Source organism: Pseudomonas sp. Sample_20, from assembly GCF_004307585.1.
In the GTDB taxonomy this organism is placed as follows: Bacteria; Pseudomonadota; Gammaproteobacteria; order Pseudomonadales; family Pseudomonadaceae; genus Aquipseudomonas; species Aquipseudomonas atacamensis.
In genome coordinates this window covers 337806-351171 of sequence record NZ_RCOA01000020.1, presented here as the reverse complement: position 1 = coordinate 351171, position 13366 = coordinate 337806, and the positions used below count along the sequence as shown (strand labels likewise).

Below are 13366 nucleotides of genomic sequence, written 5' to 3'. Positions count from 1 at the left end.
CTGGATCGAATTCGACGCAATGCAACTAAATTCACAGAGAGGTTTTTTCTCTCAACGAGTAATGGCGGCTTTGCGTGGGAGACCTCAGGGTCTGCCGGTTTCGAATTCACCGGTTCGCCAACCCGCGCATAGCTGCCACCCTTTTCGTTTGGCGACGAACAGAAGCAGTTTTCTTCACTTGAATTCGAGAACTGAACCATGGACGAAAACTACCTGACACCTTGCATCTTCACCCGCCACAAACTCCCCCTCCACGCCCTCCTCATCCAGAACTAACCCTGGTTCTGCGTCCGAGACCTGAGTCGCCTGCTGCACATCTACCTCAACGAACGCATGCTGCGGAAACTCGACCCCGACCAATACCAAACCCGCAAAACCCTGATCCACAACCAGATCGAAAACACCCTGCTGATCAGCGAATCCGGCATCTACGCCCTCCTCGTCTACCACTACTGCCCCGAATACCGAGCCCTGCGCGAATGGCTCACCCACCAGGTCATCCCCACCCTGCGCGACGCCCAACATCCCTGCACAGGCGAACGCCCACACCTCAGCTTGCTCAGTTGGCCGGACATGACGTTGAGTTTGTTGCATTGGAATAATCAGCCGTGGATACGGTTGCAGGATGTACCGCAGATGATGGTGGAACGGGAGCAGACCAAGCGCCCAAAGACAGGGCCATGGTGGAAAAGAGCTTCGCGGATGCTGCAATCGCTATAAACTCGCATGCCGGAGCTGGGCCCTGCGCAAATCGTAAGTCGATTGGAGATTCATCCAGAACTCAGGCGTAGTGTTGAGATGAGTGGCAAGGCTGATTGCCAGATCGGCGCAGATCCTGAGCTGGCATTTCACAAGCTTTTCGATCTCACTTTCGGGCCAGTTCGTGGGCATGGCCAGATCCATGACAGTCATGCCCAACGGCTCCATGAACTCCTTATTCAGAACCTCGCCAGGATGAATCGGGCGCATACCATTGCGGTTCATTTTTCGCCTCCAGAGGCTGCGTTGAGTGACCAAACTGGAGCATCCGACTCCGCGATACCAGACCGTTGAAACCTTTCGCCGGCGTCCTACATCTATTAGGGCATAGTCCTACAAACATCAGCATCTTCGCCCAGTTACGCAGCCCTTACGCATGTCATTACATTGGCAAACGAAATACGCCCATCAAGATGGAGGTATCTGAAGGATAAGAAGAGGAAGGAAAAGCTATTTCAGATTGTTGATTTGCACCTCGAAGCACTCCGTTTGGCTGGAAATATGTCAGCCAACCAACGGCGATTTATTGAAGTTGCTGTTACATGTGGGCCAGCGCTTGAGCCTAGCGGCGCGCTGGCCGGTAGAAGGTCCTGAGTGAAAAATGAAAAAGGCGTCCATAGGACGCCTTTTTTTGTTCGGAGGAATAGTCGCAGCGATTCTTTAGCTCCTGGCTTCACGGCCTCGGGTTCAGAATCCGACAGGCTAGCCCGTCGTCACTACTTCAGAGAAACCAGCTTTCTCTGCTGCCAAAAATGCGGGGGAGCTTTTGCTGGTGCCCAGTCCCGACGAATGCGCAGTTGCAGTCCTCGAACGGGATGATCCGTCAATGCCGGTCGAGAGTCAACGGTCCAATTCAGGCAAGCAATGACAGCCCATCGGGTCTTGATACGTCTTGTAAACCTCTATTTCAGCACTGAAACCCGGCTCAACTACCCTTCAAAAACCCGCATGAAGCGGCTCCCCGATTCAACTCAAGGAACGACCATGTCCCTCTCCATCGTCCACAGTCGCGCCCAGATTGGCGTGGAAGCTCCAGCCGTCACCGTCGAAGTCCATCTGGCCAACGGTCTGCCGTCGCTGACCATGGTCGGCCTGCCCGAGGCGGCGGTGAAGGAGAGCAAGGATCGGGTGCGCAGTGCGATCATCAATTCCGGGCTGCAATTTCCGGCGCGGCGGATCACCTTGAATCTGGCGCCGGCGGACCTGCCCAAGGATGGCGGGCGCTTCGATCTGGCGATTGCCTTGGGGATTTTGTCGGCCAGTGTGCAGGTGCCCTGCCTGACCCTGGACGAGGTGGAATGTCTGGGTGAATTGGCATTGTCCGGTGCCGTGCGACCAGTGCGTGGCGTGCTGCCGGCGGCACTGGCGGCGCGCAAGGCCGGGCGGGCGTTGGTGGTGCCTCGAGCGAATGCGGAAGAGGCGTGCCTGGCTTCGGGGCTGAAAGTGTTCGCAGTCGATCACTTGCTGGAAGCGGTGGCGCATTTCAATGGGCACACACCGGTCGAGCCTTACGTTTCCGATGGTTTGATGCACGCTGCCAAACCCTATCCCGACCTTAACGAGGTGCAGGGGCAGACAGCCGCCAAACGCGCACTGCTGATTGCCGCAGCAGGCGCGCACAATTTGTTGTTCAGCGGGCCACCGGGAACCGGCAAGACGCTGCTGGCCAGTCGTCTGCCAGGATTATTGCCGCCGCTATCCGAATGCGAGGCGCTGGAAGTGGCAGCGATTCAATCGGTCGCCAGCGGGGTTCCCTTGACTCACTGGCCGCAGCGGCCGTTCAGGCAACCGCACCATTCGGCTTCAGGGCCGGCATTGGTCGGTGGCAGCTCGAAACCGCAACCCGGCGAAATCACCCTCGCCCACCATGGCGTACTGTTTCTCGATGAGTTGCCGGAGTTTGATCGCAAGGTTCTGGAAGTGCTGCGCGAGCCGTTGGAGTCCGGGCATATCGTCATCGCCCGGGCCAAGGATCGCGTACGTTTCCCCGCGCGATTTCAATTGGTGGCAGCGATGAATCCATGTCCCTGTGGATATCTTGGCGAACCCAGCGGCAAATGCTCGTGCACACCGGACATGGTCCAGCGCTATCGCAACAAGCTGTCAGGGCCGCTGCTGGATCGGATTGATCTGCACCTGACCGTCGCGCGGGAGGCAACCGCATTGAATCCGGCAGCCAAGCCCGGCGAAAACAGCGCCAGCGCTGCGGCGTTGGTGGCCGAAGCGCGGGAGCGTCAGCAGAAACGTCAGGGCTGTGCCAATGCGTTTCTCGATCTGCCGGGGCTCAAGCGTCACTGCACGTTATCCACAGCCGATGAAAAATGGCTGGAAGCGGCCTGCGAGCGATTGATCCTGTCGCTGCGCTCGGCGCATCGCCTGCTCAAGGTCGCGCGCACGCTGGCGGATCTTGAACAGGCCGATGCGATTACCCGCGAGCATCTGGCCGAGGCACTGCAATACCGGCCGGCGACACCTTAATGCTCAGTCAGATCAACCAGCGGTGCCTGACGCACTTCAGTGTCGCGACCGGCCTGAATCTCGGTCACGCGCTTGAGGGCCTTGTCCACCGCCCCTTTGTCGGCCAGCAGGCTGTAGCTGATCTGGAACTGTTTATGTTCTTTTGGGGCAATGGTCGGCACCAGATTCAACGGCCGCTGATAGCGACGGTTGTAGGAGAAACTGGTTCCCGGCTCCAGCCCGGTGACGTAGCCCTGCCCTTGGGTGTCGGTGTTTTTCCACAGCGAAAACACTGGCAACTGCTGAGTGTTGAAGCCAACGGATACGCCGAGGCTACCGGCCTTGTTGTGCAGCACGGTGAGGGTCTCACCCTTGGCGTCCGCATACGGCACGACGTTGTAGACAGTTTCGTCGTAGTCCTTGGTTGGCCCGCGATAGGTCTGCCAGTCGGGCAGATCTCCCTTGGCCTTGTCGTTGAACGGCGAAACCTGCTTCACCGGCGCTGCGAACGTTGCGCCCTGCTCGAGAAACGGCGTGCTGAAATTGCTGTGATACAGCGCCTGATATTCCTTCGCATAGTCGCCGTTGTTGGTCAGGGTGTCGTTGAGGGCGAAGCTTGCGCTGCCCGGTTCGGTGACGAGTTCGGTCGCTACCGAGAAATCGACTTTCTTGAATGCCTGCTCTTTCAGCTCGCCACGCAGCGTGATGGCATACGGCGGCTTCTCGTCGATGTGCAAAGTGACGGTGCTGGCCGGGATGTTGGCGGCGCGACCGTGCAAGGTCAGCAATTCGCCGTTGTCCATGCCGGGATGGCCAACCCACTCGTAACCGCAACGGGTGACCAGTTCATTGAAACCTTCGAGCCAGCCCAGGCCACCGCGACCGTTGAGTTCGATGAACGCCGGGTTGACGACGTCCTTGACCGGCGAGTCCCAGCCCATGCGCACGTCGCCCACCGAAGCCTGCAACACATTCATGCCACGAGTCGGCACGACCGACAGCTTCATCGTGCCGTTATCGATGTCGACAATGCTGACGCCCTCCTGACGACCACCATGCAGGGTACGCAGGGTCACGGAAAACGGTTTGGCGGTTTTTACGCCGAGTTGCTCACTGGTGATCGTCCGGTTTTTTGCCGGAGTATTGGCGTCGAGCAGGACATAGTCCCAGGCCATGGCGTGAGAAGCGGCAGAGAATGCGCCGAGGGCGACGAGAAGTTTGAGCGGGGTCATGGCAGCAGCCTTTATTGGAGTTGTGCCATTTTTATAACGCTGCGGAAACGTTTCAGCAAGTGCAAAAACCGGTTTGTGCCGGAGCATTCGCGAGCAAGCTCGCTCCCACCGGATTTTCGGCTGCTCACACGATTTGTGAACGACCGCGGAAACTGTGGGAGCGAGCTTGCTCGCGAAAACTGTTTCAACGACACATCAGCGGAAGCGATCAACCTCGGAACGCAGATCCGCCGCCAGCTTCTCCAGCTCTTTCGCGGTGACAGCCAGGTTCGACACAACCTCACGCTGCTCACTGTTGGCCAGTGCGATGCTCTGCAAATTGCTGCTCAGCAACGTCGCAGTGCTGCTTTGTTCCTGAGTGGCGGTGGTGATCGCGGCGAACTGCTGGCCTGCCGAACGGCTCTGCTCATCGATCCGCGCCAGTGCCGAGGCGACATTGGCGTTGCGCGACAGGCCTTCCTGCATCAGCACATTGCCCTGTTCCATGGTGCTGATCGCGTTGCCGGTTTCCTGTTGGATGCTGTGGATCATGCTGGAGATTTCGTCGGTCGCCTGGCGGGTACGCGAGGCGAGGCTGCGCACTTCGTCCGCGACCACGGCAAAACCGCGACCTTGTTCACCGGCACGCGCGGCTTCGATGGCAGCGTTAAGTGCCAACAGGTTGGTCTGCTCGGCGATCGAAGTGATCACGCCGACAATGCCGCCGATTTCCTGCGAGCGCTGCCCCAGCGTGTTGATCACGCTGGCGGTGCTGTTCAGCGCGCCAGCGATCTGCTCCAGCGACGACGACGCTTCTTCCATCGAGCTGCGGCCAATCTGGGTTTGCTGCGCGTTTTCCTGCGCCAGGCGCTGGGTCGCGCCCATGTTGTCGGCAATGTTCAGCGAGGTGGCGCTGAACTCTTCCACGGCGCCGGCCATGCTGGTGATTTCGCCCGACTGTTGCTCCATGCCTTCATACGCACCGCCGGACAAACCGGACAGCGCCTGCGCACGGCTGTTGACCTCTTCCGAAGCGCGGCGGATGTGCTCGACCATGGTCGACAGCGCCTGGCTCATCTGGTTGAACGCGCGGGACAGCTGACCGATTTCATCGTGGCTCGATACGTTCAGCCGCACACTCAGATCACCCGCGCCCAAGGCTTCGGCCTGACGCACCAGATCGCCCAGCGGTGCAAGTTTGCTGCGCAGCAGCCAGACCACGGAACCGACCGCGAGCAACATCGCCAGCAGGCTGCCGATCGCCAGTTGCGTACCGACACTCCAGGTCACCGCGCGGATCTCGGCTTTCGGCATGCTCGCCACCACCGACCACGGGCCACCTTCGAACGGCACGGCGATGCTGTAGAAGTCCTCACCCTTGTCGCTCCAGAACTCACCCTTGCCCGGGGTTTTCACCAGGTTGTTGATGGTCGGGGCGGCTTGATCCAGGTTTTCGACGCCGGCAATCGGCACCAGCCATTTGTTCTGCTCGTCGAGCAGCGCCAGCGAGCCGGTCTTGCCAATGCGGAAGCGCTTGAGATTGGCGAACTGCGCGTTCTGCGCGTCGGTGTAGTCGAAGCCGACGTACAGCACGGCGATGATCTTGCCGCCCGCATCGCGCACCGGGGTGTACTGCGACATGTAGTAGCGCTCGAACAGCAACGAGCGGCCGACATAACTCTGCCCCGCCATCAACTTCGCGTAGGCCGGGTTGGCATGATCGAGCACGGTGCCGATGGCACGGGTGCCGTCCTGCTTGCTGACGTTGGTGCTGACGCGGATGAAGTCTTCGCCGCTGCGCACGAATACCGTGGCCACACCAGCGGTCATCTGCTTGAACTCGTCAACTTCCTTGAAGTTGTTGTTCAGCACCTCGTTGCCCAGATGCAGGCCCGGAGTCTGCACGCCGGCCACGGTCACTGGCTGATCGGGGTGCACACTCAAACCACTGCCGAAGCGCTTTTCGAACAGCCCGCTCAGGCGCAGGGTGCTTTCGCGCAGCGTACCGTGGAAGGTACTCAGCTGATCGGCCAGCAGCCGGGCCTCACTGGCCAGATGCTCTTCACGGGTGGCGAGGTTGGCGGAATCCAGCGAACGCAAGGCGAACACCGTACTGCCGCTGATGACTATCGCCAGTATCACAGCAAGGGCAAGGCCCAGCTGCGAGGCGATCCGAGCACGAGGTTGAGACATGAACAGCTCCTGGCCGAGCCACCGAATCCTCCTTGATCGCGGTAATTGCCCGGAAAATATTCTAATAATGGGGGTAGCGCGGAACCGGCACGACGGTTCCACATGCTCGTAGTCGGCGGAAAATCCGAATACTTGAGCGGATTGCGTGGGTATGGCGCAGTAGTGGCATTGTGCCGGCTCGAACGTTTCAGCTCAAGCGCTCTACCGCCGGCAATTGCATGGCACGGACTTCGCCTTGGAGAAAATCGCTGAGACGGCGCAAACGTTCACCTCCCGGGCGCGGCTTTGGCCAGACCAGGTAATAATTCAGGCCACTGGCGACGGCCGTAGGCCACGGCAGGCTCAAGCGCCCTTGCGCAACATCTTCGGCAACCATCAACAGATCCCCCATCGAAACGCCGTAGCCGCGCGCCGCCGCGATCATGCCCAGCTCCAGCGTATCGAACACTTGCCCGCCCTTGAGCGAAACCTGATCGGACAGGCCCATGCGCTCCAGCCAACTGCGCCAGTCGCGGCGATCCGGGGTCGGGTGCAGCAGTTCAGCAGCTGCCAGACGCGCTACATCCCAAGGTTGATCATTGAGCAGGTTCGGCGCGCCGACCGGGATCAATTCCTCGGGAAACAGCAGGCTCGCTTCCCAGTCCGGCGGGAAATGCCCGTCACTGAGCAACACCGCGCAATCGAACGGTTCATTGTTGAAGTCCACCGAATCGATATCCATCCATGCGCTGGTCAATTGCACCTCATTGCCCGGCTGCAAATGGCGGAAGCGACTCAACCGCGCCAGCAGCCAACGCATGGTCAGGGTCGATGGCGCTTTCATGCGCAGGATGTCGTCCTCGGCGCGCAAGGTATTGCAGGCGCGCTCAAGGGCGGCGAAGCCTTCGCGGATACCGGGTAGCAGCAGCCGCGCCGATTCGGTCAGTTGCAGATTGCGCCCGCTGCGGTGAAACAGCCGGCAGGCGAAGTGCTCTTCAAGAGTGCGCATGTGCCGACTGACCGCGCTCTGGGTGATCGACAATTCTTCCGCCGCGCGGGTGAACGAGCTGTGTCGCGCTGCCGCTTCGAATGCGCGCAGGGCATACAACGGCGGAAGGCGTCGGGACATACACAAAGCTCCAATAGGGGGGGATACAGCCAATTCGGCAGGACGATTCAGGATGAGTATTAATCATGCCACCCATCCTTTTTATCCCTTTGTGCAAAGCCTGCCAAGCGCCGAGAATCGACGCTCTTCTGTTCCCTCTGAAATTTGGGTGGTGATGACCATGCAGCATCCTGTGCGTACCGAACTCTGGGCCATTCTGCGGCTGGCGGGGCCGCTGATTGCTTCGCAGTTGGCGCACATGCTGATGGTGCTGACCGACACCCTGATGATGGCGCGCCTCAGCCCCGAAGCGCTGGCCGGTGGCGGCCTCGGTGCCGCGAGCTACTCGTTCGTGTCGATTTTCTGCATCGGCGTGATTGCAGCGGTCGGCACACTGGTGGCGATTCGTCAGGGTGCCGGCGACATCATCGGCGCGGCGAGGCTGACGCAGGCCGGGTTGTGGCTGGCCTGGCTTATGGCCCTCGGCGCCGGGCTGCTGTTGTGGAACCTCAAACCGGTGTTGCTGCTGTTCGGCCAGACCGAAACCAACGTCAACGCCGCCGGGCAATTCCTCATCGCCCTGCCTTTCGCCCTGCCCGGTTATCTGAGCTTCATGGCTCTGCGCGGCTTTACCAGTGCAATCGGCCGGGCGACGCCAGTGATGGTCATCAGCCTCGCCGGTACGGTGGCCAACTTCCTGCTCAACTACGCGCTGATCACCGGCATGTTCGGCCTGCCGCAGCTGGGTCTGACCGGCATCGGTCTGGTCACGGCGATTGTCGCCAACTGCATGGCACTGGCGCTGGCCTGGCATATCCGTCGGCATCCGGCGTATGACGCTTATCCGTTGCGCGCCGGCCTGTCGCGGCCGAACCGGCAATACTTGAAAGAACTCTGGCGCCTGGGCCTGCCGATCGGTGGCACCTATGCGGTAGAGGTCGGGTTGTTCGCTTTCGCTGCGCTGTGCATGGGCACCATGGGCAGTACGCAAATGGGTGCGCATCAGATCGCCCTGCAGATCGTGTCGGTGGCCTTCATGGTCCCGGCCGGGATGTCTTACGCCATCACCATGCGCGTCGGCCAACACTATGGCGCCGGGCAATTGGTCGATGCGCGCATGTCCGGGCGTGTCGGCATCACTTTCGGTGCGGTGGTGATGCTCGGCTTTGCCCTGGTGTTCTGGCTGTGGCCGAACCAGTTGGTCGGCCTGTTCCTTGACCACAACGATCCGGCGTTTACCGAAGTGATCCGTCTGGCGGTGAGCCTGTTGGCAGTAGCGGCGTGGTTCGAGCTGTTCGACGGCACGCAGACGATTGCCATGGGCTGTATTCGTGGGCTCAAGGATGCCAAGACTACGTTTCTGGTGGGGCTCGCTTGCTATTGGCTGATTGGCGCGCCGGCGGCGTGGTGGATGGCGTTCCATCTCAATTGGGGGCCGACGGGTGTCTGGTGGGGTCTGGCGTTGGGCCTGGCCTGCGCGGCGGTGAGCCTGACGCTGGCGTTTGAATGGAAGATGCAGCGGATGATTCGGCGCGAGCCAGTTGCAGAGAGGTTCGAGGCCATCGGCGCGGATTAAGATCAAAAGATCGCAGCCTTCGGCAGCTCCTACAAGGGAACACATTCCAAGGTAGGAGCTGCCGAAGGCTGCGATCTTTTAAATGGCTTCCACCGAAGCCTGCTGACTGGCTCCAAAGGTCAGATATTCCACCAACTCATCCAACGGCAACGGTCGGCTGATCAGATAACCCTGCACCTGATCGCAGCCGAACCCGCGCAACAATTCCAGTTGCTCCGGCGTCTCGACGCCCTCGGCGACCACTTCCAGGTGCAGGTTGTGCGCGAGGTTGATCATCGCGTGCACCAGTTTGCGGTTCTCTTCGCGCTGTTCCATGCCGCCGACAAAACTCTTGTCGATCTTCAACAAGGTGATCGGCAGGCTGTTGAGGTGCACGAACGACGAAAACCCGGTGCCGAAATCGTCCAGCGAGAAGCGCACACCGAGGCGGCCGAGCGCATCCATGGTCTGTTTGACCAGATCGCTGCGCCGCATTACTGCGGTTTCGGTCAGTTCGAATTCCAGCCACTGCGCCTCGACGCCACGTTCGGCAATCAGGCGGCTGAGCGTCGGCAGCAACTGGCTGTCCTGAAACTGGCGGAACGACAGGTTGATCGCCATGTGCAGCGCCGGCAGCCCCTGCTCGCGCAAGGCCTGCATATCGCGCAAGGCGCGGGAAATGACCCAGTAGCCCAACGGCACGATCAGACCGCTCTGCTCGGCCAGCGGGACGAACTCGCTCGGTGGCAACAGACCGCGCTCGCCATGACGCCAGCGCACCAGCGCTTCGAGGCCGACAATCTGGCCGTCCTCAAGATTCAGGCGTGGCTGGTAATGCAGTTCCAGCTCATCGCGGCGCAAGGCCCGGCGCAGCTCGCTTTCGAGGTCGGCCATGCTCCGCGCGTTGCGGTTGATGCGTTCGTTGAAGATATGAAAGGTGCAGCCCTGCGTGCTCTTGGCCTGCTGCATGGCGATATGGGCGTGCCACATTAGTGGATCGGCACCGCCATTGGCGCGGGCATGGGCGATGCCGAGGCTGGAACCGATCAGCAGGCTTTCGCCGTCAACCCAGTAAGGTTCGGCCAACGCCTCAGTAATGCGTTCGGCCATCCACTCGGCGCGTTGCGGTGCACGACGGGTATCGATCAGCAGAGCGAATTCATCGCTGCCCAGCCGTGCCAGTTGATCGCCGGCCTCCAGCTGACTTTTCAGCCGCGCGACGACCTGCAGAATCAGACGATCCCCGGCCTGATGCCCGAGGGCGTCGTTGGCATGGCGAAAATTGTCGAGATCGAGATGGCCGAGGGCGAGACCGCGCCCGTCGCCTTCGGCAAGGCGCGCGGTGAGCAGAGTCTGGAAGCCCTGACGGTTGGCGATACCGGTCAGCGGGTCCTGTTCGGCGAGGCGCTGAAGAGTGTTTTCCAGCACGCCGCGCTCGCGCACATGGCGCAGGCAACGCTGGAGCATGCCGGCGTCGAGGGCGTCGAACACCAGCCAGTCGCTGACACCGACCGGCGCGGTGGCCGGCTCGTGCTCCAGCAGCAGAACGGTCGGCAGGCTGCAACGCCCGGGCGGCGGTTGCAACGCTGGCAGGGTCAGCAGTACCGCGTGGCGGTTGTCCTCGAACAGGCGGCTGACCGAATCCCAGTTCGGCGCGCTGATCAGCACCGCCGCGCTCCCCATCGGAGCCAGACACTCACGCAACAACGCTGTCCACGCTGGCTCTTCGGCCAGTAGCAGCAAACGCAAGGGTTCGACAGGCGTAGACAAGCTGACTCCCTAGACTCTGCAATGATGTAGGCGGGGCATTATGCCGTTGTGCTGAACAATGACCAATGCGTTGTCTGATGACAACGGCATCGAAACGTTATTTTGTGTCACGAATGAGAACATTAGCCGCAAAATCCCCGCGTATCCTGCGTGAAAGTAACAAAAGCGGCAAATCTGAATCGCGTGCTGCGTCACAAGTCGGACAGAGCAGCAGAAATCGCTGAGCCTGTTAAAATGCCGGCCCATTTCGTCAACGACTCCCGAATTTTCGTATGTCCCGACTCAATCCCCGGCAGCAAGAAGCCGTGAACTACGTCGGCGGCCCTCTATTGGTGCTCGCCGGTGCTGGCTCCGGCAAGACCAGCGTGATCACGCGCAAGATCGCGCACCTGATCCAGAACTGCGGCATCCGCGCCCAGTACATCGTCGCCATGACCTTTACCAACAAGGCCGCGCGCGAGATGAAAGAGCGGGTCGGCACCCTGTTGCGTGCCGGCGAAGGGCGTGGCCTGACCGTCTGCACCTTCCACAACCTGGGCCTGAACATCATCCGCAAGGAGCATGCGCGGCTGGGCTACAAACCCGGTTTCTCGATCTTCGACGAGACCGACGTCAAAGCCCTGATGACCGACATCATGCAGAAGGAATACGCAGGCGACGACGGCGTCGACGAGATCAAGAACATGATCGGCGCCTGGAAAAACGACCTGATCCTGCCCGCCCAGGCCTTGGAAAACGCGCGCAACCCGAAGGATCAGACCGCCGCGATCGTCTACACCCACTACCAGCGCACGCTCAAGGCGTTCAACGCGGTGGACTTCGATGACCTGATCCTGCTGCCGGTAAAGCTCTTCGAAGAACACGCCGACATTCTCGAAAAGTGGCAGAACAAGGTGCGGTACCTGCTCGTCGACGAATACCAGGACACCAACGCCAGCCAGTATCTGTTGGTGAAGATGCTCATCGGCAAGCGCAACCAGTTCACCGTGGTCGGCGACGATGACCAGTCGATCTACGCTTGGCGTGGCGCGCGCCCGGAAAACCTGATGCTGCTCAAGGACGACTATCCGTCCTTGAAAGTGGTCATGCTCGAGCAGAACTACCGCTCCACCAGCCGCATCCTGCGCTGCGCCAACGTGCTGATCTCGAACAACCCGCACGAATTCGAAAAACAGCTGTGGAGCGAGATGGGTCACGGCGACGAGATCCGCGTGATCCGTTGCCGCAACGAGGACGCCGAAGCCGAGCGCGTGGCCATGGAAATCCTCAGCCTGCATTTGCGCACCGACCGCCCGTACAGCGATTTCGCCATTCTTTATCGCGGTAACTACCAGGCCAAGCTGATCGAATTGAAGCTGCAACACCATCAGGTGCCGTATCGCCTGAGCGGCGGCAACAGCTTTTTCGGTCGCCAGGAAGTGAAGGACCTGATGGCCTACTTCCGCCTGATCGTCAATCCGGATGACGACAACGCCTTCCTGCGCGTGATCAACGTGCCGCGCCGCGAGATCGGCTCGACCACCCTGGAAAAGCTCGGCAACTACGCCACCGAGCGCAAGATCTCGATGTACGCCGCCACCGACGAAATTGGCCTCGGCGAACATCTCGACAGCCGCTTCACTGATCGCCTGGCGCGCTTCAAGCGCTTCATGGACAAGGTCCGCGAGCAGTGCGCCGGCGAAGATCCGATCTCGGCGCTGCGCAGCATGGTCATGGACATCGATTACGAGAATTGGCTGCGCACCAACAGCTCCAGCGACAAGGCGGCGGACTACCGCATGGGCAACGTCTGGTTCCTGATCGAGGCGTTGAAAAACACCCTTGAGAAGGACGAGGACGGCGAAATGACCGTCGAGGACGCCATCGGCAAACTGGTGCTGCGTGACATGCTCGAGCGCCAGCAGGAAGAAGAGGACGGCGCCGAAGGCGTGCAAATGATGACGCTGCACGCCTCCAAAGGGCTGGAATTTCCCTACGTGTTCATCATGGGCATGGAAGAGGAAATCCTCCCGCACCGTTCCAGCATCGAAGCCGACACCATCGAAGAAGAACGCCGCCTGGCCTACGTGGGCATCACCCGCGCCCGCCAGACCCTGGCCTTCACCTTCGCCGCCAAGCGCAAGCAGTACGGCGAGATCATCGACTGCGCGCCCAGCCGCTTCCTCGATGAGCTGCCACCGGACGATCTGGCCTGGGAAGGCAACGACGACACACCGACTGAAGTCAAAGCCGTGCGTGGCAATAGCGCATTGGCCGACATACGCGCGATGTTAAAGCGCTAGAATCGACTACTTTTTAATCTACCTTCGGCGCCCATCGCGCCAACAGAGGAAG

The 13366-nt window shown here is 60.5% G+C and carries 8 protein-coding genes and 1 pseudogene; 4 read left to right on the top strand and 5 right to left on the bottom strand.

Features of this window, described 5'->3' with window-relative positions; all coding sequences use genetic code 11:
• Nucleotides 1–198: 198 nt before the first annotated feature.
• A pseudogene (locus tag D8U70_RS05260) lies at nucleotides 199–720 on the top strand (Bro-N domain-containing protein).
• On the opposite strand, the gene D8U70_RS05255 reads toward D8U70_RS05260, so the two are convergent.
• Complete coding sequence (locus tag D8U70_RS05255; RefSeq protein WP_130928432.1) at nucleotides 715–984, bottom strand: HigA family addiction module antitoxin; 270 nt, start codon at nucleotides 982–984, stop codon at nucleotides 715–717. The pseudogene D8U70_RS05260 and the gene D8U70_RS05255 sit on opposite strands and share 6 nt — an antisense overlap.
• 759 nt (nucleotides 985–1743) lie before the next feature.
• On the opposite strand from D8U70_RS05255, the gene D8U70_RS05245 reads away from it, so the two are divergent.
• Entirely contained in the window at nucleotides 1744–3237 is a 1494-nt protein-coding gene (locus D8U70_RS05245; protein WP_110644495.1) for a YifB family Mg chelatase-like AAA ATPase, read from the top strand.
• Here D8U70_RS05245 and D8U70_RS05240 read toward each other — a convergent pair.
• From D8U70_RS05240 to D8U70_RS05230, 3 genes are all read right to left on the bottom strand, one after another.
• Nucleotides 3234–4448: an aldose 1-epimerase family protein gene (locus D8U70_RS05240; protein ID WP_110644496.1), complete on the bottom strand. Its 1215-nt coding sequence runs from the start codon at nucleotides 4446–4448 to the stop codon at nucleotides 3234–3236. The genes D8U70_RS05245 and D8U70_RS05240 overlap by 4 nt on opposite strands.
• A gap of 195 nt (nucleotides 4449–4643) precedes the next feature.
• Nucleotides 4644–6620, bottom strand: a complete 1977-nt coding sequence (locus D8U70_RS05235; protein WP_016772578.1) for a methyl-accepting chemotaxis protein — start codon at nucleotides 6618–6620, stop codon at nucleotides 4644–4646.
• A 187-nt stretch (nucleotides 6621–6807) separates the two neighbouring features.
• On the bottom strand, nucleotides 6808–7728 hold the full coding sequence (locus D8U70_RS05230; RefSeq protein WP_016772577.1) for a LysR substrate-binding domain-containing protein: 921 nt from the start codon (nucleotides 7726–7728) through the stop codon (nucleotides 6808–6810).
• A gap of 160 nt (nucleotides 7729–7888) precedes the next feature.
• Here D8U70_RS05230 and D8U70_RS05225 point away from each other — a divergent pair, with 160 nt between their 5' ends.
• Nucleotides 7889–9283, top strand: coding sequence for a NorM family multidrug efflux MATE transporter (locus tag D8U70_RS05225; protein ID WP_073471074.1), 1395 nt, complete (start codon nucleotides 7889–7891; stop codon nucleotides 9281–9283).
• 78 nt (nucleotides 9284–9361) lie between these two features.
• Here the strand turns inward: D8U70_RS05225 and D8U70_RS05220 are convergent, their stop codons facing one another.
• Nucleotides 9362–11032, bottom strand: coding sequence for a bifunctional diguanylate cyclase/phosphodiesterase (locus D8U70_RS05220; protein WP_016772575.1), 1671 nt, complete (start codon nucleotides 11030–11032; stop codon nucleotides 9362–9364).
• Nucleotides 11033–11304: 272 nt separating this feature from the next.
• On the opposite strand from D8U70_RS05220, the gene rep reads away from it, so the two are divergent.
• Nucleotides 11305–13314 (top strand): DNA helicase Rep, encoded by a 2010-nt coding sequence (rep, locus tag D8U70_RS05215; RefSeq protein WP_130928430.1) that lies wholly within the window; start codon nucleotides 11305–11307, stop codon nucleotides 13312–13314.
• Nucleotides 13315–13366 lie beyond the last annotated feature (52 nt).